This is a genomic window from Lentilactobacillus curieae (genome assembly GCF_000785105.2).
Lineage (GTDB): Bacteria > Bacillota > Bacilli > Lactobacillales > Lactobacillaceae > Lentilactobacillus > Lentilactobacillus curieae.
The window spans coordinates 1,525,905-1,547,122 of sequence record NZ_CP018906.1; the positions used below are offsets into that span (position 1 = coordinate 1,525,905).

General features: G+C 42.8%; 13 protein-coding genes, 6 tRNA genes and 3 rRNA genes. 21 read left to right on the plus strand and 1 reads right to left on the minus strand.

Features of this window, described 5'->3' with window-relative positions; translation table 11 throughout:
• Positions 1-13: 13 nt before the first annotated feature.
• From dusB to PL11_RS07420, 18 genes are all read left to right on the plus strand, one after another.
• Complete coding sequence (dusB, locus tag PL11_RS07335) at positions 14-1,021, plus strand: tRNA dihydrouridine synthase DusB (protein ID WP_035168643.1); 1,008 nt, start codon at positions 14-16, stop codon at positions 1,019-1,021.
• A gap of 55 nt (positions 1,022-1,076) precedes the next feature.
• Positions 1,077-2,582 (plus strand): lysine--tRNA ligase, encoded by a 1,506-nt coding sequence (gene lysS / locus PL11_RS07340; protein ID WP_035168641.1) that lies wholly within the window; start codon positions 1,077-1,079, stop codon positions 2,580-2,582.
• A gap of 385 nt (positions 2,583-2,967) precedes the next feature.
• A 16S ribosomal RNA gene (locus tag PL11_RS07345) occupies positions 2,968-4,543 on the plus strand.
• A 223-nt stretch (positions 4,544-4,766) separates the two neighbouring features.
• Positions 4,767-7,687 (plus strand): 23S ribosomal RNA (locus PL11_RS07350).
• Between the two features lie 76 nt (positions 7,688-7,763).
• Positions 7,764-7,880, plus strand: a 5S ribosomal RNA gene (gene rrf / locus PL11_RS07355).
• The 16S, 23S and 5S rRNA genes sit together here with 2 tRNA genes alongside, the layout of an rRNA operon.
• 6 nt (positions 7,881-7,886) lie before the next feature.
• A tRNA-Asn gene (locus PL11_RS07360) sits at positions 7,887-7,959 on the plus strand.
• A gap of 61 nt (positions 7,960-8,020) precedes the next feature.
• Positions 8,021-8,093, plus strand: a tRNA-Thr gene (locus PL11_RS07365).
• A gap of 240 nt (positions 8,094-8,333) precedes the next feature.
• Positions 8,334-8,657 (plus strand): PTS sugar transporter subunit IIB, encoded by a 324-nt coding sequence (locus PL11_RS07370; protein WP_035167655.1) that lies wholly within the window; start codon positions 8,334-8,336, stop codon positions 8,655-8,657.
• A gap of 1 nt (position 8,658) precedes the next feature.
• Entirely contained in the window at positions 8,659-8,973 is a 315-nt protein-coding gene (locus PL11_RS07375; protein ID WP_035167653.1) for a PTS sugar transporter subunit IIA, read from the plus strand.
• A gap of 217 nt (positions 8,974-9,190) precedes the next feature.
• Complete coding sequence (locus tag PL11_RS07380) at positions 9,191-10,681, plus strand: peptide MFS transporter (protein WP_035167651.1); 1,491 nt, start codon at positions 9,191-9,193, stop codon at positions 10,679-10,681.
• Positions 10,682-10,738: 57 nt separating this feature from the next.
• Complete coding sequence (locus PL11_RS07385; RefSeq protein WP_035167649.1) at positions 10,739-11,560, plus strand: metallophosphoesterase; 822 nt, start codon at positions 10,739-10,741, stop codon at positions 11,558-11,560.
• Positions 11,561-11,632: 72 nt separating this feature from the next.
• A tRNA-Tyr gene (locus tag PL11_RS07390) sits at positions 11,633-11,715 on the plus strand.
• Positions 11,716-11,722: 7 nt separating this feature from the next.
• Positions 11,723-11,794: transfer RNA gene (locus PL11_RS07395), tRNA-Gln, on the plus strand.
• Between the two features lie 256 nt (positions 11,795-12,050).
• Positions 12,051-12,133: transfer RNA gene (locus PL11_RS07400), tRNA-Tyr, on the plus strand.
• Positions 12,134-12,143: 10 nt separating this feature from the next.
• Positions 12,144-12,215: transfer RNA gene (locus PL11_RS07405), tRNA-Gln, on the plus strand.
• Positions 12,216-12,338: 123 nt separating this feature from the next.
• Entirely contained in the window at positions 12,339-13,136 is a 798-nt protein-coding gene (gene proC / locus PL11_RS07410) for a pyrroline-5-carboxylate reductase (RefSeq protein ID WP_035167648.1), read from the plus strand.
• Entirely contained in the window at positions 13,136-14,272 is a 1,137-nt protein-coding gene (nagA, locus tag PL11_RS07415) for an N-acetylglucosamine-6-phosphate deacetylase (RefSeq protein WP_035167647.1), read from the plus strand. Before proC ends, nagA begins: the two co-directional genes overlap by 1 nt.
• Positions 14,273-14,285: 13 nt before the next feature.
• Positions 14,286-14,990: a GntR family transcriptional regulator gene (locus tag PL11_RS07420; RefSeq protein WP_035167646.1), complete on the plus strand. Its 705-nt coding sequence runs from the start codon at positions 14,286-14,288 to the stop codon at positions 14,988-14,990.
• A gap of 213 nt (positions 14,991-15,203) precedes the next feature.
• Here PL11_RS07420 and PL11_RS07425 read toward each other — a convergent pair whose 3' ends face one another.
• Positions 15,204-15,938 carry a WecB/TagA/CpsF family glycosyltransferase gene (locus PL11_RS07425; RefSeq protein WP_035167645.1) on the minus strand — a complete coding sequence of 245 codons (735 nt, stop codon included), beginning with the start codon at positions 15,936-15,938 and terminating at the stop codon, positions 15,204-15,206.
• Between the two features lie 115 nt (positions 15,939-16,053).
• Here PL11_RS07425 and PL11_RS07430 point away from each other — a divergent pair, with 115 nt between their 5' ends.
• From PL11_RS07430 to PL11_RS07440, 3 genes are all read left to right on the plus strand, one after another.
• Positions 16,054-17,526, plus strand: coding sequence for a nicotinate phosphoribosyltransferase (locus tag PL11_RS07430; RefSeq protein ID WP_035167703.1), 1,473 nt, complete (start codon positions 16,054-16,056; stop codon positions 17,524-17,526).
• Positions 17,526-18,353, plus strand: coding sequence for an ammonia-dependent NAD(+) synthetase (nadE, locus tag PL11_RS07435; protein WP_035167644.1), 828 nt, complete (start codon positions 17,526-17,528; stop codon positions 18,351-18,353). Before PL11_RS07430 ends, nadE begins: the two co-directional genes overlap by 1 nt.
• A 184-nt stretch (positions 18,354-18,537) precedes the next feature.
• Complete coding sequence (locus PL11_RS07440) at positions 18,538-21,201, plus strand: calcium-translocating P-type ATPase, PMCA-type (protein WP_035167643.1); 2,664 nt, start codon at positions 18,538-18,540, stop codon at positions 21,199-21,201.
• Positions 21,202-21,218 lie beyond the last annotated feature (17 nt).

The following is a 21,218-nucleotide window of genomic DNA, read 5'->3' on the forward strand; positions in this document are numbered from 1 at the left end:
TGAGGTGAAAATAATGGAATGGAAAATTGGTGACATCACAATTCCAAATCAAGTAGTAGTCGCTCCGATGGCTGGGGTTACAAACTCTGCATTCAGAATTATTTGTAAGGAATTTGGTGCAGGATTAGTTGTTTGTGAAATGATTTCTGACAGAGGAATCATGTACAAAAATAAGAAGACCCTCGATATGATGTTCGTTGATCCTAAAGAACATCCTATGAGTATTCAAATTTTTGGTGGCACAAAGGAAACCCTTGTCGAAGCAGCTAAGTTTGTCGATCAAAATACAGCAGCTGATATTATTGATATCAACATGGGTTGCCCGGTTAACAAGGTCGTTAAGACTGATGCTGGTGCTCGTTGGCTACTTGATCCTAACAAAGTTTATGAAATGGTTTCATACGTTACTGATGCTGTTAAGAAACCCGTTACTGTAAAAATGAGAACTGGTTGGGATGAAGACCATATTTTAGCTGTTGAAAATGCCCTTGCTGCTGAAAAGGCTGGCGCATCCGCACTTGCAATGCATGGTAGAACTAGAAAGCAGATGTATATGGGTCATGCAGACTGGGAAATTCTTAAACAGGTTGCCAATGAATTAACTATTCCATTTATGGGTAATGGTGATGTTAAGACACCTCAAGATGCCAAAAAGATGATTGATTATGTAGGCGCTGATGCTGTAATGATGGGTCGGGCCGTTGAGGGTAACCCTTGGGTTCTTAGACAAACCGAACATTACTTGGCAACTGGTGAGCTACTTCCAGAACCATCTGCTGAACAAAAAATTCAAACTGCTAAGGAACATTTACATCGTCTAGTTGAATTAAAGGGCGATTATGTTGGCTCACATGAATTTAGAGGACAATCTGGATACTACTTAAAGGGTGTATCTCATTCTGCAAGAACCAAAGTAGCGTTGAACAACGCTGATGGTGAAGAAGCAATGAACGCCATTTTTGATGAATTCTTGGAAAAAAACGCAAAGAGACAAGCACAACAACACGAAATCGCCCAATAAAACGGGTCAATTTGTGATAGAATTGTACTGTTAATACGATTTAGGAGGTTTAAAAGTGGCCAAAGATAAAGAAATGAATGATCAATTGATCGTTCGGCGCCAAAAAATGAACGAATTACGAGAGGAAGGAATTGATCCTTTCGGTCATCGGTTTGAAAGAACTGATTTAGCTCAAGGCCTTCATGATGAGTTTGAAGATGCTGATAAAGACGAATTGATGGATATGGATAAAAAGGTTACGATTGCTGGACGGATGATGTCTAAGCGAGGAAAAGGTAAGGTTGGCTTTGCTGACTTACGTGACCGCAGTGGTAAAATCCAAATTTATGTTCGTAAAGATATTGTTGGTGAAGATGTTTACCACATTTTCAAACGTTCAGACATTGGAGATCATTTAGGGATTTCTGGTCAGTTAATTAAGACTGACATGGGAGAACTTACTGTAAGAGCTGAGTCAGTTACATTTTTGTCTAAAGCTTTACGACCTCTTCCTGATAAGTTCCATGGTCTACAAAATCAGGAACAAAAGTATCGTCAACGCTATTTGGATTTGATTGCTAATCCAGATAGTTTTGAACGATTCAAGAAGCGTAGCAAGATTATTACTGCTGTTCGTAGTTTCTTAGATGGCAATGATTTCTTGGAAGTTGAAACCCCAGTTTTGCATAATCAAGCTGGTGGTGCAAACGCCCGTCCATTTATTACCCACCACAATGCATTGAACATCGATTTATACCTTCGAATTGCACTTGAGCTTCACTTGAAGCGTCTCATCGTTGGTGGTATGGAACGAGTTTATGAAATTGGCCGGGTATTCCGTAACGAAGGAATGGATACTAGACATAATCCTGAGTTTACGATGCTTGAATCATATGCTGCATACTATGACTTTAATGACGTCATGGATGAAACTGAAGGTATCTTTAAAGCTGCCGCTTCTGCAGTGACTGAAGATGGGGTGGTTGAATATCAGGGCCACACTATTGATTTGAATAAAGAATTCACCAGAATGCATATGGTTGATGCCATCAAGGAATATACAGGAATTGATTTCTGGAAAGAAATGTCTGTAGACGAAGCCAGAAAACTGGCTGATGACAATGGCATCCATTATGAAAAATACTGGAAGGTTGGCCACATTATCAACGCCTTCTTTGAAGATCTAGTTCAACCTAAGTTGGAACAACCAACGTTTATTTATGGTCACCCAGTGGAAATCTCTCCATTGGCAAAGAAGAATGATAAAGATCCTCGTTTTACTGATAGATTCGAGCTTTATATTGTTACAAACGAATTTGCTAATGCATTTACTGAACTTAACGATCCAATCGATCAACGTGAGCGTTTCGAAGCCCAGGTTGCAGAACGTGAAGAAGGTAATGACGAAGCTGAAGGCATTGATGAAGATTATGTCGAAGCTCTTGAATATGGTATGCCACCAACAGGTGGACTCGGAATTGGTATCGATCGTCTAGTAATGTTTTTAACTAACGCTGATTCAATTCGCGACGTTCTTTTGTTCCCAACTATGAGACCAGAAGACAATACTGACAACGAATAGCTTTTAAAACCGCCAATTTGGCGGTTTTTTTGTGCCCTTTATTAGTTAGATCACTTAATGCGAGATTTTCGTGTTGACACTATCCGCAAAAGACGGTATATTATTACTTGCGGCTTTTGAGACACAGCGCTTTGAACCGCAAAAGATATTTCAAAAAGTCGTTGACACATAAGCGGCCACATGATATATTGTAATAGTTGTCAAAAGCGATGACGTCAGTCATTCAGACAACATTAGATTCAGATGTAGACCTTTGAAAACTGAACAAAATTTTCGACAAACAAATGTGTAGGGTCCTTTGATCGTTAGATCAAAGACAAACATTTGCGAAGTCAATTCGCGATAAAGAACAAATATAATCATGAGCTTACAAGCTTATCATTTTTAAAATGAGAGTTTGATCCTGGCTCAGGACGAACGCTGGCGGCGTGCCTAATACATGCAAGTCGAACGCGTCCTCGCTGATGAAGTTGAAGTGCTTGCACGGATTCTGATTCAACATTTGGACGAGTGGCGAACTGGTGAGTAACACGTGGGTAACCTGCCCTCAAGCAGGGGATAACACTTGGAAACAGGTGCTAATACCGTATAACAATGAAAACCGCATGGTTTTCATTTGAAAGATGGTTTCGGCTATCACTTGAGGATGGACCCGCGGCGTATTAGCTAGTTGGTGAGGTAACGGCTCACCAAGGCAATGATACGTAGCCGACCTGAGAGGGTAATCGGCCACATTGGGACTGAGACACGGCCCAAACTCCTACGGGAGGCAGCAGTAGGGAATCTTCCACAATGGACGAAAGTCTGATGGAGCAACGCCGCGTGAGTGAAGAAGGGTTTCGGCTCGTAAAACTCTGTTGTTAAAGAAGAACAGGTGTAAGAGTAACTGTTTACACCGTGACGGTATTTAACCAGAAAGCCACGGCTAACTACGTGCCAGCAGCCGCGGTAATACGTAGGTGGCAAGCGTTGTCCGGATTTATTGGGCGTAAAGCGAGCGCAGGCGGTCTTTTAAGTCTGATGTGAAAGCCTTCGGCTTAACCGGAGAAGTGCATCGGAAACTGGGAGACTTGAGTGCAGAAGAGGACAGTGGAACTCCATGTGTAGCGGTGAAATGCGTAGATATATGGAAGAACACCAGTGGCGAAGGCGGCTGTCTGGTCTGTAACTGACGCTGAGGCTCGAAAGCATGGGTAGCGAACAGGATTAGATACCCTGGTAGTCCATGCCGTAAACGATGAGTGCTAAGTGTTGGAGGGTTTCCGCCCTTCAGTGCTGCAGCTAACGCATTAAGCACTCCGCCTGGGGAGTACGACCGCAAGGTTGAAACTCAAAGGAATTGACGGGGGCCCGCACAAGCGGTGGAGCATGTGGTTTAATTCGATGCTACGCGAAGAACCTTACCAGGTCTTGACATCTTCTGCTAACCCAAGAGATTGGGCGTTCCCTTCGGGGACGGAATGACAGGTGGTGCATGGTTGTCGTCAGCTCGTGTCGTGAGATGTTGGGTTAAGTCCCGCAACGAGCGCAACCCTTATTGTTAGTTGCCAGCATTTAGTTGGGCACTCTAGCAAGACTGCCGGTGACAAACCGGAGGAAGGTGGGGACGACGTCAAATCATCATGCCCCTTATGACCTGGGCTACACACGTGCTACAATGGACGGTACAACGAGTCGCGAAACCGCGAGGTCAAGCTAATCTCTTAAAGCCGTTCTCAGTTCGGATTGCAGGCTGCAACTCGCCTGCATGAAGTTGGAATCGCTAGTAATCGTGGATCAGCATGCCACGGTGAATACGTTCCCGGGCCTTGTACACACCGCCCGTCACACCATGAGAGTTTGTAACACCCAAAGTCGGTGAGGTAACCTTTTGGAGCCAGCCGCCTAAGGTGGGACAGATGATTAGGGTGAAGTCGTAACAAGGTAGCCGTAGGAGAACCTGCGGCTGGATCACCTCCTTTCTAAGGAATAATACGGAAACCTACACATGTCGAAAGTTTTGTTTAGTTTTGAGAGGTCTACTCTCAAATTTTGTTCTTTGAAAACTAGATAATATTAATTTTCTGTAGTGAATTATATTTAAAATATAATTTCAACCGAGAACACCGCGTTTATTGAGTCAAATTAACGAAATGTTTTATTCGCGTAAAACTCAATTAACTTGAGTATCACGAAGTGATACTAGGTTAAGTTATTAAGGGCGCATGGTGAATGCCTTGGCACTAGGAGCCGATGAAGGACGGGACTAACACCGATATGCTTCGGGGAGCTGTACGTAAGCTTTGATCCGGAGATTTCCGAATGGGGAAACCCAGCAGTTTTAATCGACTGTTACTGTTCAGTGAATACATAGCTGATCAGAGGTAGACGTGGGGAACTGAAACATCTAATTACCCACAGGAAGAGAAAGAAAAATCGATTCCCTAAGTAGCGGCGAGCGAACGGGGAACAGCCCAAACCAAAGAGCTTGCTCTTTGGGGTTGTAGGACTGAACATTTGAGTTACCAAAGTTGTTGATAATCGAACAATCTGGGAAGATTGGCGAGACAGGGTGATAGCCCCGTAGATGAAATCAATGACCCTCAGTTCAGGATCCTGAGTACGGCGACACACGTGAAACGTCGTCGGAATCCGGGAGGACCATCTCCCAAGGCTAAATACTCCCTAGTGACCGATAGTGAACCAGTACCGTGAGGGAAAGGTGAAAAGCACCCCGGAAGGGGAGTGAAATAGTTCCTGAAACCATGTGCCTACAAGCAGTTAGAGCCCGTTAATGGGTGATAGCGTGCCTTTTGTAGAATGAACCGGCGAGTTACAGTAACATGCAAGGTTAAGGTGAAGAAGCCGGAGCCGCAGCGAAAGCGAGTCTGAAATGGGCGTTTAAGTATGTTGCCGTAGACCCGAAACCAGGTGATCTACCCATGTCCAGGCTGAAGGTGAGGTAAAACTTACTGGAGGGCCGAACCCGTGTACGTTGAAAAGTGCTGGGATGAGGTGTGGGTAGCGGTGAAATTCCAAACGAACTTGGAGATAGCTGGTTCTCTCCGAAATAGCTTTAGGGCTAGCCTCGGACTTAGAATCATGGAGGTAGAGCACTGTTTGGATGAGGGGCCCGTCATGGGTTACTAAATTCAGATAAACTCCGAATACCATTGATTTATATCCGGGAGTCAGACGGTGAGTGATAAGATCCATCGTCGAAAGGGGAACAGCCCAGACCACCAGTTAAGGTCCCTAAATGTATGCTAAGTGGAAAAGGATGTGGAGTTGCATAGACAACTAGGATGTTGGCTTAGAAGCAGCCACTCATTTAAAGAGTGCGTAATAGCTCACTAGTCGAGTGATTCCGCGCCGAAAATTTACCGGGGCTAAGCATACTACCGAGACTGTGGACATGACCTTATGGTCATGTGATAGGAGAGCGTTCTAAGGGCAATGAAGTCAGACCGTAAGGACTGGTGGAGCGCTTAGAAGTGAGAATGCCGGTATGAGTAGCGAAAGATCAGTGAGAATCTGATCCACCGAATGACTAAGGTTTCCTGGGGAAGGCTCGTCCTCCCAGGGTTAGTCGGGACCTAAGCCGAGGCCGAGAGGCGTAGGCGATGGATAACAGGTTGAGATTCCTGTACTAGTTGATTATGTTTGAACGATGGAGGGACGCAGAAGGCTAAGTTGTGCGCACGATTGGAAATGTGCGTTCAAGCTACAAGTCAGTTGAGGAGTCAAATGCTTCTCAGCGGGTTGACAAGTAGTGATGAGGACCGAAATTTAAGTAGGGAAGCGACTGATGTCACGCTGCCGAGAAAAGCTTCTAGTGAGTAATCAACTACCCGTACCGCAAACCGACACAGGTAGTCGAGGAGAGAATCCTAAGGTGAGCGAGTGAACTCTCGTTAAGGAACTCGGCAAAATGACCCCGTAACTTCGGGAGAAGGGGTGCTGACCGCAAGGTCAGCCGCAGTGAAAAGGCCCAGGCGACTGTTTATCAAAAACACAGGTTTCTGCAAAATCGTAAGATGACGTATAGGGGCTGACGCCTGCCCGGTGCTGGAAGGTTAAGTGGATGAGTTAGCTTCGGCGAAGCCCAGAAATGAAGCCCCAGTAAACGGCGGCCGTAACTATAACGGTCCTAAGGTAGCGAAATTCCTTGTCGGGTAAGTTCCGACCCGCACGAAAGGCGTAACGATCTGGGCACTGTCTCAACGAGAGACTCGGTGAAATTAAGATACCTGTGAAGAAGCAGGTTACCCGCGACAGGACGGAAAGACCCCATGGAGCTTTACTGTAGCTTGATATTGGGTGTTGACACAGCTTGTACAGGATAGGTAGGAGCCGATGAAGTCGGAACGCTAGTTTCGACTGAGGCGTTGGTGGGATACTACCCTCGCTGTGTGAACACTCTAACCCGCGCCACTAAGCGTGGCGGGAGACAGTGTCAGGTGGGCAGTTTGACTGGGGCGGTCGCCTCCCAAACAGTAACGGAGGCGCCCAAAGGTTCCCTCAGAATGGTTGGAAATCATTCATAGAGTGTAAAGGCAGAAGGGAGCTTGACTGCGAGACAGACAGGTCGAGCAGGGACGAAAGTCGGGCTTAGTGATCCGGTGGTTCCGCATGGAAGGGCCATCGCTCAACGGATAAAAGCTACCCTGGGGATAACAGGCTTATCTCCCCCAAGAGTCCACATCGACGGGGAGGTTTGGCACCTCGATGTCGGCTCATCGCATCCTGGGGCTGTAGTCGGTCCCAAGGGTTGGGCTGTTCGCCCATTAAAGCGGTACGCGAGCTGGGTTCAGAACGTCGTGAGACAGTTCGGTCCCTATCCGTCGCGGGCGTAGGAAATTTGAGAGGAGCTGTCCTTAGTACGAGAGGACCGGGATGGACATACCGCTGGTGTACCAGTTGTGCCGCCAGGCGCATCGCTGGGTAGCTATGTATGGATGAGATAAACGCTGAAAGCATCTAAGTGTGAAACTCGCCTCAAGATGAGATTTCCCATTCCTATATGGAAGTAAGACCCCTCAGAGATGATGAGGTAGATAGGTTGGAAGTGGAAGTGCAGTGATGTACGGAGCGGACCAATACTAATCGGTCGAGGACTTAACCAAAATAAATGGTAAGTATCGGCAGCAGAAAATTAATATTAGCTAGTTTTGAGAGAACAAAGTTCTCTAAAGTAAATAGTGTGGTGGCGATAGCCTGAAGGATACACCTGTTCCCATGCCGAACACAGAAGTTAAGCTTCAGCACGCCGATAGTAGTTGGGGGATCGCCCCCTGCAAGGGTAGGACGTTGCCACGCGATTATTCCGGCATAGCTCAGTTGGTAGAGCACCTGACTGTTAATCAGGTTGTCGACGGTTCGAGCCCGCCTGCCGGAGCTAATGAGTGCTAACGAGAGTTAGCACTTTTGTGTATACTGTTACATTACTTTGACTGCATGCCGGCTTAGCTCAGTTGGTAGAGCATCGGTATCGTAAACCGAGGGTCACAGGTTCAAGTCCTGCAGCCGGCATAAATGTAGAGAAGAGATTCACATCCTAATTAAATGGGTGTGAATCTTTTTTTGTGGGGATATGAAAGCGATATCACAGACTGAACTAGATGTTCACAAATTGGTATATCTCCATCGTCTATATTGGTATACACCTATAAACACCCAATTAAAGGCGATTAAGAGGATATTATGCCTTGCGGTATACCAAAATATATGATAACCTATATAGGTAACAGGGGAAGAAAAGGAGATATAATCATGAAAAATGTAATGCTATTATGTGAAAACGGAATTTCAAGTAACTTTCTAGAAAGATCTGCAAAGCGATTTATGGAAATTACTAATGCAGACTTCAATTTGGCTTCAGCGGATGTTAATAATGCTGATAAATTGTTAGATAAAGGAATTGATCTTGTCTTGATTGCACCACAAGTTACATATCGGGACAAAGAACTCGAATTAATTGGGGATAGAGCACCAGTAGAAGTAATTCCAGATGATGTATATGGATGGGCAAATGGAGAACACTTAGTTAAGTTTATCAATAGAGTGTTGGAATCAATGAAGCCACAAGCAGTTTAATATGACTGAACAACAGTTGGCACAACGTGCGATGAGGATACTTACTCTAGCTGGAAATGCTAAGAGTAAACTATCAAACACATTAGATTTATTATCTAACGAAAATGTGAATGAGAGATCGATAAACAAATTATTGAATGAGGCTCATGAGTTGCTTGTAAGGGCTCATAAAGTCCAGAATGAAGTAATCAAAGAGGTTGAGAGCATTGATTATTCAATACTATTGACACATGCTCAAGACACGTTGATGAACGTTGAAACAATCGAGTTTATGACAAATAAAATGCTTAGTTTACAAAAAAGGAGCGAATCATGAGGAATGCCTCATATTTGCTCCTTTTTATTATAGTTGCATAGGTGAATATTAAAGATACATTGGAAAAGCATTAAGTGGCACACACAATTCTATTGAATTTGAATCCTAACAGGAATATAATTACTTATTGACTTACTTCTTAAATATTAAGAGTAATAAATGAATTACATATCTAACCCAAGCAATTGGGTTAGATTTATTTTTTGGAGGGTATTACATGCAACAACAAGGTCAAACGGACCAAGAACGTCAAGCTGATGCTTCGTTCTTTGGCCAACCTAGAGGTTTGTCCACATTGTTCTTTACAGAAATGTGGGAACGTTTCTCGTATTACGGAATGCGTGCTATTTTACTTTACTACATCTACTTCAGCGTAAGTAAAGGTGGTTTAGGGTTTCCTCAATCAACAGCTGCTTCGATCATGGCAATTTATGGATCATTAGTATACCTATCATCAGTGATTGGTGGATTTGTCAGTGACCGAATTTGGGGAAGTCGAAAGACCGTATTTTACGGTGGTGTCTTGATCATGCTTGGTCACATCGCCCTATCATTACCAATGGGTGCGGTTGCGTTATTCGCATCAATTGCATTGATTGTTATCGGTACTGGTTTACTTAAACCAAATATTTCCGAAATGGTTGGTGGTTTGTATACGGAATCTGATTTACGTCGTGATTCTGGGTTCACCATTTTCGTCTTCGGAATTAACTTAGGATCATTCGTTGCTCCTATCTTGGTTGGTAAATTAGGAATGGACGTTAACTTCCACCTTGGCTTTTCTCTTGCCGCTATCGGAATGTTCTTTGGATTGTTACAGTACTACTTAGGTGGTAAAAAACACCTTCCTAGTTCAAGTTTGTATCCAAGCGATCCATTAGAACCAGACGATGCTAAGAAATTGTCAGTTAGAGTTGGTATTGGTGTAGTTATCTTTGGTTTGGTACTATTGCTACTTGCCTTTATGGGTGCGCTTAACATTGATAACTTTATTTCATTGCTTAGTGTGATTGCCATTGCCACACCTGTCGTATACTTTATTATGATGATTTCAAGCAAGAAAGTTACTAGTACTGAACGTTCGAGAGTTATTGCTTATATTCCTTTATTTATTGCCGCTGCTGTTTTCTGGGCAATTGAGGAACAAGGATCAGTTGTGCTAGCATTATTCGCACAGGACCAAACTAATAATAATTTGGGATTCTTTAATATCCCTGCTGCTTGGTACCAATCACTTAATCCATTCTTCATCATGCTATACACACCATTGTTTGCATGGTTATGGACTAAATTAGGCAAGAAACAACCAAGTTCTCCAGGTAAGTTCTCAATCGGAATGGTGATTGCTGGGCTTTCATACCTATTTATGGTAATTCCGGTTATGCTATTCGGAACTTCAGCAAAAGTTAGTCCATTATGGCTAATCGGAAGCTGGGCAATCGTTGAAATTGCTGAATTATTGATCTCACCAATTGGTCTTTCAGTAACTACTAAACTTGCTCCTAAGTCATTCGAATCACAAATGATGAGTATGTGGTTCTTAGCCGATTCTGCTGGTCAAGCCGTTAACTCACAAATCGTTAAATTTTACACTCCAGGTAACGAAGCAAATTACTTTACCATTGTTGGTTTAGTTGCAATCGTTGCTGGTATTGTGCTCTTTATGCTGATCAAACCAATCAAGCGATTGATGGAAGGCGTAAATTAGCCGTCTAAAAACTGTGTTATCCTGTTAGGGATAACACTTTTTATTTGGAGAGAAAAAATGGTAAAAATTGCTGCTACAAGTGATAATCATTTTGATTTAAATTCTGTAGATTCAGAGCAAGTCATCGATGCTCAAGTAAAGCATCTGCAAAAATTAGGAATAGATATCTACCTAATTGCGGGTGACTTATTTAATGATTTTCAGCTTTCAGTTAAATACGTAAAAAAGCTCCAAGCTGCGATGCCACGGATTAAAGTTTTGTTTATTGCCGGAAATCACGACATGATCAAAAATGTTTCGTATTATGACTTAGAACAAGGAAAGTGGCAGGGGTACCTGAATAACCGTTATTATGACGTACCTAACAGTGATGTGAGGGTGGTGGGAATCAACGGCTGGTATGATTACTCATTTGCAGTCAATGAACCTAAAACTGATGAACAATTCCTTGCTTGGAAGAACACTTATTGGATAGATAGGCTTATTAGCCAACCAGTGAGCGATAAAGAACGTGAAGCAATCGTGTTAACCCAACTTACCAGCCTGCTTAAAAATGCCCAGGAGGCGTCAAAAAACGTCGTATTGATGACACACTTCGTTCCGAACGTAAAATTCATTCATTATTCAGATGATTTTCGCTTTTGGAACATGGCAAATGCGATGCTTGGCAGTACGCGATTTGGTGAAATTATTGATGAATTTAAGGTGCCTGCAGTTGTGTTTGGCCACATTCATGACCGAATTGATCCTGTAAAATACAACGCTACGACATATTATAATGCCGCTGTGGGATACAATCGTAAGCGGCATAAGGAGTGGCAGTCAAATGATTTTATAACTGAATGGTGTGCCCAACTAAAAATATTTGAACTTTTTTAGTTTGAAGGGTTGACGAAAACCTCAGAATTCGATATGATTATATTCGTTGCTTTGGTAGTATAAAAGCATTTCGGAGGGGTAGCGAAGTCTGGCTAAACGCGGCGGACTGTAAATCCGCTCCTTCGGGTTCGGTGGTTCGAATCCACTCCCCTCCATTTTTATTGGGCTATAGCCAAGTGGTAAGGCAACGGGTTTTGATCCCGTGATGCGCTGGTTCGAACCCAGCTAGCCCAATTGTTACGCCTTTCGTCGTTATATTAAGTGATTTCGCTTAGTACAGCGACTTTTTTTGACTCTAGATTCTGATTTGTTTGGAATTGAGGGTAGTTTTTTCCAAAAATAGTGATCTGCGAAAGTACCAATTTGCCAGTGACATTTGGATACAATATAATTATTAATAAAGTCACTTAACATTGTAAATTCGGGGTTGACGACAACCTTAGAATTTTGTATTATTATATTCGTTGGTTTGGTACTACAAACCAGTTTCGGAGGGGTAGCGAAGTCTGGCTAAACGCGGCGGACTGTAAATCCGCTCCTTCGGGTTCGGTGGTTCGAATCCACTCCCCTCCATTTTCATTATTGGGCTATAGCCAAGTGGTAAGGCAACGGGTTTTGATCCCGTGATGCGCTGGTTCGAACCCAGCTAGCCCAACTACTAACGTCGGTTCTCGGTGAGAGCCGACGTTTTTTTGTTTTGGTTGCAAATTATCCAATTATCGGATAAAGTCAAATTATAAGAATTGGCATAGACAAATTTTGCAGGAGGAATTACATTATGAAAATTGGTTTTATTGGTGTGGGTGCAATGGCTCGGGCAATTATTGAGGGACTACTAAAAGCAAAGTTTATTGAAGCAAACGATATTTTGGTACATAGTCAACACAAAGAAAGTTATGTTCCTTACGCACAGGAGCATGGACTTACTAGCTGTGACACTAATTCTGAGTTGACCCAGAAGAGTGACGTTGTAGTGATTGGGGTTGTTCCAGGAGTTGTTAAACCCGTTTTGAATGAAATTGCGGGCACTTTAAATCCGACCCAGCCAGTCATCTCAATGGCATCAGGAATCACCTTGGATCGACTAGAAGAGTTGACGGACTATAACCAACCAATTTTGAGAATTCTTCCTAACGTTAACTCTGCATTCAATGCTGGAATGACTGCTGTTGCAGCTAACGAAAATTTAACTGGTGATAATCTAGATTACACAATGAAGTTTGTGGCAGCTTTAGGTGAGGTTTCAGAGATGCCAGAATCACAATTTGCTAACTTCAGTGCGATTTCTGGAAGTGCGGTAGCGTACATTGATTTCTTCATCGATGCTCTTAGCCGGGCAGGGGTAAAATATGGCTTTACTAAAGAAGTTGCGACCAAGATTGCCACCCAGACGACTTTAGGATCAGCCCAATCTTTAATTGAATCTGGAGAAACTCCCGCTGAGATCATCGACAAAGTTTGCTCACCAGGTGGTGATACCATTGCCGGCCTTTTAGCAATGGAACAAGCAGGATTGCTGAACGCCGTAGTCAAAGGGATTGATGCCACAATTGAGAAGTCAACGGGAAATAACTAATGGCGCGAGTTTTAACCAACATCAGGCTAATTGACGGTCAAACAGAAATTAAAAATGCTTTTCTACGGTTTGAAAAACGGATAATCGATTCAGGAATGATGGCAGATTTTGAGCCGCAACCAGATGATCAGCAGATTGATTGTGTTGGCAAAATCGTTGTGCCAGGGTTTATAGATATGCATTGCCACGGTGGCTATGGCATTGATACGATGACGGGAAATCCCGAGGATTTAGTTCAGCTAGTCAAAAAGCTCGCCCAGGAAGGCGTTACAGGCGTTTTACTAACCACAATGACTCAGAGTGTTCCTAACATCCAAAGTGCCCTTAAATCGATTGTGAAGGCTACTGAAACAAGTGAGGGAATCCTGGGCATTCATTTAGAGGGGCCATTTGTTGCGAAGGCCTATCACGGAGCACAACCTGCATCAGAAATTATCAATTTCAATCCAAATTTGTTTGATAACTGGCAACAAATTGCAAAAGGCAGAATTAAGGCCGTGACGTATGCACCTGAACTTCCTAATTCAGACATGCTTGAAACCCAGTGTCATGAGAATGGTATTTTGGCATCGATTGGTCATTCACAAGCGACCTTCACCGAAGCCGACAAAGCTCATGCTGACCGAGTTACTCATTTGTACAATGCACAAACTCCACTACACCATCGAGACGTTGGGGTAGTGGGAGAAGCATTCTTAAACCCAAAACTAAATGTTGAGTTAATCGTGGATGGAATCCACGTCTCACCGGAAGCTGTTAAAATTGCCTACCAACAAATTGGATCTGACCGATTGGAATTAGTTACTGATTCGATGGAGGCACGCGGAATGCCCGATGGGGTTTATGAGCTAGGTGGCCAACAAGTTAACGTTGCAAACGGAGCAGCAAAGCTAATCAATGGTCATTTAGCTGGCTCGGTACTTAAATTTAAGGACGCTTTTAAAAATATGATCCAATTTACAGGATGTAGCTTACTTGATGCGGTCAAGATGAGCTCCGTTAACCAAGCGAGAGAATTGGGGCTAGCTGATCAAGGAATCTTAGTTACTGGATCAGTGGCAAATGTAAATGTATTTGACAATGACCTAGACCTTTGGCAAACTTATTACCAGGGAGAACCATTAAATAGACGTTAAAGGAGTTGGTGGCATGGGCTTACCAATTTATATTAAAATTCATAACGAGATTAAGAGAAATATCGAAGCAAGCAAGTGGAAAGTCGGTGACAGAATCCCTTCTGAGCGAGAACTTTCTGCTGATTTTGGAGTAAGCCGAATGACGCTTCGTCAAGCCATTCAAACTTTAGTAGACGAAGGAATCCTTGAACGTCGAGTTGGTTCCGGTACCTTTGTCGCTAACCAAAAGGTTCAAGAGAAGATGGCAGGTGTGACTGGGTTTACTGACTTGATGCTTGCACAAGGTAAGCAGCCATCTTCTAAAACGATTTCTTACCACACAATGGAACCTTCACTATCAGAAATGGAAAAGTTAAACATTAAGGAAACTGATCTAGTGCTACGGATGGAACGAATCCGGTATGGAGATAACGTTCCGATTTGTTTTGAGGTGGCAACGGTTCCGGAGAACATTATTGAGGGGCTTGATAAAGCGGAGGTAACCAGCTCACTTTACCGTTCACTAGAACAAAAAAAGGGATTAGTTTTGGGGAAAGCCAAGCAAACCGTTTCAGCGATGTTGGCCTCTGAAAGAATTTCAGAATTTTTGGATATCAAACGTGGTGATCCAATTTTACGTCTACGTCAAATTACTAATCTGCAAGACGGCCGACCATTTGAATACGTTCGGACTCAGTATGTGGGCGAACGATTCGAGTTCTATTTGGAAAAAGAATAGTAAAAAGCAGCTGAGACAAAACTAGGTTCACCGAAAAAAGCCGTTATAATTTAAATTTTTGAAATTATAACGGCTTTTTTCTTTTATTCAGATAGTTGCTACACGCAGTAACCATCAGGACTGAGAGTCGTCAGTAATGACTCTCAGTTACTGTTGGTCTTGCGGGGGTGGTACAACGAAAGCGTCTTCGTATGCCTTCTGTACCACTCCCTTTTATTTATTATTAATTCTTTGCTTAGCCACATCAGCCAAGTACTTTGGCAAAATCGCTAATCGTTTAAAGCGACTTGGCTCTTTAATTGCTCGGTACAGCCATTCGAGCTTGAGATCCTGCCACTTCTTTGGAGCTCGTTTAACGTTACCAGTTAACACATCGAATGAGCCACCAATTCCCATGAATAAAGCCTCAGCCTTGTTGATGTTACGACTAATGAACTCTTCTTGTTTGGGAGAACCGGTTGCAACAAATACCATATCAGGATCTGCTTGACGAATTGCCTCTGCGACCGCCTGTTCATCTGTGAAGTAGCCGTCCTGAGTTCCGCCAATTATCAGACCTGGATATTCGCGAGAGACAATCTTGCGTAAATCAGCAATAACGTTAGGCTTGGCACCGACAAAAAATGCCGTCTTTTGGTTGTCTGATCCCCACTTGAGCATTCTGGTAAATACATCGTATCCCGCTACTCTTTCTGATAATGGGGTAGCGAGTAGTTTTGCACCTAAAATAATGCCAATGCCATCGGGGATGGTGTAGTCCGCATTATTGATTAGGTGGGCGAATTTCTTGTGTTCATTTGCGTACATCACAATCTCTGGATTAGCAGTGACAACAAAGGTTCGTAGATGGTTGTCAATCCGTTTAGTGAGTACACGGACAAAGTTGTCTAGGGTGGTATCATCAAAATTAATTCCTAAAATTGAAACCTGATTCATTGGTTCAGTCATATGTAATTCCTTTCGCATTAAAAATAATGCAGTTTAATTTGTCGCTAAGCAAAAATAAATGCTAGAATTAAGGATAATTATATATCAATTATCCCAGGAGGATACGGTGATTACCATGTCAGATGAAACTAATTTAACTCTACATACAGATTTTTACGAAATCAACATGATGGCGACATACTTTGAAAAAAATATGGAAAATCGTCATGCTGTGTTTGAGGTGTTCTTCAGAAACTTACCTTTTGGAAATGGTTATGCAGTGTACGCTGGCCTAGAACACATAATTAAGTACATCAATGAACTGAACTTCACTGATGAAGATATTGATTACTTGCGTGAAGTTACGGATTATCCAGAATCATTTTTGGAATATCTTCGTAACTTTAAGTTTAAAGGTGATATTCGCTCAGCACTTGAAGGGGATCTTGTCTTTAACAACGAACCAATTTTACAGGTTGAAGGAACCCTTGCTGAATGTCAGTTGGTTGAAACGGCAATTCTGAACATGATCAATTACCAGACGTTAATTGCAACTAAGGCTTCTCGGATTCGAGTTGCTGTTGGTGATGATCCGCTGATGGAATTTGGTAGTCGGCGTGCTCAAGAAGTATCCGCAGCCCTTTGGGGAACTAGAGCTGCCGTTATTGGTGGCTTTGACTCAACGTCTAACGTCCTTGCAGGCAAGATGTTTGGAATTCCAATTAGCGGTACCCATGCCCATTCAATGGTTGAAGCATTTGGGAATGATTATGATGCCTTCAAGGCGTACGCTTCAACTCATCATGACTGTGTATTTTTAGTTGATACCTATGACACTTTGAGGAGTGGGGTGCCATCAGCAATCAAAGTCGCTGATGAAATGGGAGACAAAATCAACTTCCAAGGTGTCAGAATTGATTCTGGTGACATGGCCTACATGTCGAAACGCGTTCGTGAATTGTTGGATCAAGCTGGTTATCCAGATGCTAAAATCTACGCATCAAATGACCTGGACGAAAACACGATTGCAAGTTTAAAAATGCAACACGCTAAAATTGATATTTGGGGTGTTGGAACCAAAGTAATTACTGCGTTTGATCAACCCGCACTTGGCGCCGTTTACAAGATGGTTAGCTGTGAAGACGAGAATGGTCAGATGATTGACACCATCAAGATTTCAAGTAACGCTGAAAAGGTTTCTACTCCAGGAAAGAAACAAGTATGGCGAATTACTGACAAGGAGGATGGTAAGTCTGAAGGTGATTACGTGACCCTTCACGATGAAGATCCTCGTAAGGAAGATTCAATTTTCATGTTCCACCCACAATACACGTACATTAATAAGACAGTTTCAAACTTTGATGCTCGTCCACTTCTTCAAGATATCTTCGTTGGTGGAGAGCAAGTTTATAAACAACCAACATTGAAAGAGATTCAAGCTTATGCAAAGAGTGCTTTGGCTTCATTGTGGCCTGAGTATAAGCGGGAGTTGAATCCTGAAGATTATCCGGTTGACTTATCTCAAAAGTGTTGGGATAACAAAAAGAAAATTATTGAAAAAGTTCACAGTTACGTTCAAAAAATCAAGTACGGTTCGGAGAAAAATTAATGAGAGACAAACAAGCAAAGATAATCGCTGACTTGCGGGTTAGTTCAGAGATTGACCCTGAACAAGAAATTCGCCGCAGTGTTGATTTTTTAAAAGATTACTTACTAAAATACTCATTTTTAAAGGGCTTAGTTTTGGGCATTTCTGGTGGCCAAGACTCCACATTAGCGGGAAAACTATCACAGATGGCCATCTCAGAGCTTAGGGATGAAACTGGTGACATGAGCTACCAATTTACAGCTGTTCGGTTGCCATATGGCGTGCAGGCAGATGAATCTGATGCCTTAGCTGCCATTGAGTTCATGCAAGCAGATAACGTGGCACGGGTGGACATTAAGCCAACTGTAGATGAAGCGGTAAAGTCAGTTGCTGCAAACAACATTGAAATTTCTGACTTTAACAAGGGAAATATTAAAGCTCGTCAACGAATGATCGCTCAGTACGCAATCGCATCAGCTAAGTCTGCAGCTGTAGTTGGTACTGATCATGCTGCAGAAGCGGTTACCGGTTTTTATACTAAGTTTGGTGACGGAGCAGCAGACATTACCCCGCTTTGGCGATTAGATAAGCGCCAAGGAAGAAGTCTACTTGAATATCTCGATGCCCCTAAGCATCTTTATGAAAAGACGCCCACGGCTGATCTTGAGGAAGATCGACCAGCACTTCCTGATGAAGTTGCTTTAGGCGTTTCATATACAGACATCGATAACTATCTAGAGGGGCATGAAGTTTCAGACCATGCTGCAGAGATTATTGAAGGTTGGTATGACAAAACAGCTCATAAGCGCCACACACCAATTAATGTTTACGATAATTTTTGGAAGTAAAATCGTGACAAAAGAAATGGCTTATGGGTATAATCATTATTAAAAGAGGGAGTAACCAGCGACTAAGTCGTGACTATCTCGTCAACGTGAAATCAATGTGATTTCCGGGATATCTTAAATGGTGAGACTTATGCAATTCAGTTACTGGATTCGTAAGTCTCTTTTTCTTTAGAGGAGGAAAGCAATGGCGGAAGCAAGAAAGACAATTTATCAATTGTCGGAAGATGAAGTACTATCGAAGGTTAGTGCCACCAAGAACGGTTTAAATAACGAAGAGGTTAAGGCAAGACAAGAAGAATTTGGTTTTAACCGACTGCAAGCCCAAAAGCGAACAACCATTTTGCAAAAGTTCATTGAGCAATTTAAAGACTTAATGATTATCATTTTGATTGTCGCTGCGATTATTGCCGGGATTGCCGGCGAACATATTGATGCAATTATTATTATTGCGGTGGTTATTTTAAACGCAATTTTTGGTGTTTTTCAGGAAGCTAAGGCAGAAAATGCAATTGATTCCTTGAAGCAAATGTCCGCACCGATGGCGACTGTTTTAAGAAATGGTCAGACTGAGTCGGTTAAAAGTGAGGACATTGTTCCTGGAGACATTGTGTTGCTTGAAGCAGGGGATGTTGTTCCTGCTGATTTGAGATTACTGGAAGCAAATTCCTTAAAGATTGAAGAGGCAGCTTTGACTGGTGAATCAGTTCCCGTTGATAAATCGGTTGCCGCAATCAAGGATGCTGATCTTCCACTTGGTGATCGTGACAACTTGGCCTTCATGAACAGTAACGTGACTACTGGTCGTGGGGTTGGGGTTGCGGTTTACACCGGGATGAATACAGAAGTTGGTAAAATTGCTCACATGCTGAATACCACTGAAGAGCAGACTACTCCATTGCAAGAAAACTTAAAGTCACTTGGTAAGATGTTGACTTGGTTGATTTTAGTAATCGCTGTGATTACGTTTGCCGTAGGGATGTTCAGAGGCTCAGAAAGCTTGCTAAACATGTTGCTAACAGCTATTTCATTGGCCGTTGCAGCCATTCCTGAAGGTTTACCAGCAATTGTTACAGTTACATTGGCTTTAGGAACCCAACAGATGGCTCGGAATAATGCCTTAATTAGAAAATTACCAGCTGTTGAAACCTTAGGAAGTACCGACATTATTTGTTCAGATAAAACTGGGACTCTAACCCAAAATAAAATGACGGTTGAAAAGGTATTCTTAAATGAACAGTTAACTGATGCGGGTTCAACAGAAGTCAACCTCGATGATCGATTAGCCCAAATTATGATCTTAAACAACGATACTAAGTTCCAGTCGGGCGAACTTGTTGGTGACCCAACTGAAACGGCGTTGATTCAATATTATTTAGATAAGAAATTACCAGTTAACGACTTTTTGGCTGAACACGAGCGGGTTGCTGAAATTCCGTTTGATTCAGAAAGAAAGCTAATGTCCACTTTTAACAAGTATCCTGACGGTTCAATTCAGATGAACATGAAGGGTGCTCCTGACCAGCTATTGATGCGAGTTACTAAAATCGTGGACAATGGTGAGGTTCGTGACATCACTGATGATGATTTAGCAAAAATCAGAGAAACTAATCATGACTTAGCAACATCAGCATTGCGGGTGCTAGGCTTTGCCTATAAACCAGTTGATCAGGTTCCAACCGAGCTCACTTCAGAAGCCCAAGAAAACGACATGATTTTTGTTGGTTTAATTGGAATGATCGATCCTGAACGACCAGAGGTATACCAAGCCGTTGCCGAAGCTAAGACAGCCGGAATCAAGTCAATCATGATTACCGGTGACCATCAAGATACCGCCCAAGCAATTTCGGGTCGTCTAGGAATTATCGATGATCCCAATGACACTAGCTCTGTTATGAGCGGTGCTGAGTTGGAAGAGATGTCTGATGCTGACTTTGAAAAACGAGTAGAAAACGTTTCTGTTTACGCTCGGGTGGCACCTGAGCACAAAGTTCGGATTGTTAAGGCATGGCAAAAGAAGGGGAAGGTTGTTGCGATGACCGGAGACGGTGTTAACGATGCCCCAGCCCTGAAAACTGCCGATATTGGTGTTGGAATGGGAATCACTGGTACAGAGGTTTCAAAGGAAGCGTCTGATATGGTTCTGGCAGATGACAACTTCGCCACTATCGTTACGGCTGTTAAAGCTGGTAGAAAAGTGTTTGCTAACATTCAAAAGGCATTGCAATACCTCTTATCAGCTAACTTGGGTGAAGTTTTAACCTTGTTTGTTATGACGTTGATGGGATGGCAAATTTTAGCCCCTGTTCAAATCCTTTGGATTAACTTGGTTACTGATACTTTCCCAGCGATTGCCTTAGGAGTTGAGCCGGCTGAACCAGGAATTATGAAACGCAAGCCTCGGGGAAGAACATCAAACTTCTTGTCCGGTGGGATAATGACCAATATTTTATATCAAGGTTTATTTGAAGGAATCATCACGCTTGCGGTTTATGCATTCGCAATCGCTAACCCAGTGCACAGTTCAGAAGCATTGGCCCATGCTGATGCGTTAACGATGGCGTACGCAACACTAGGTTTAATTCAGCTATTCCACGCATTTAACTCGAAGACGATTCATCAATCAATCTTCACTGTGGGGATGTTTAAAAACAAATTCTTCAATTGGGCAATGGTCGCATCAACAATTTTATTGATTGCTACTATCGCAGTTCCTGGATTTAACAAGATGTTCCACGTAACTCCATTAGTTTCTTCTCAATGGATGGTCGTACTTTTCGGTGGAATTATGATTGTTATCATCACAGAAGTAGTAAAATGGGTACAGCGTCATGTGCTCCATGAAGAATAATTAAGGTGGGAATTTAA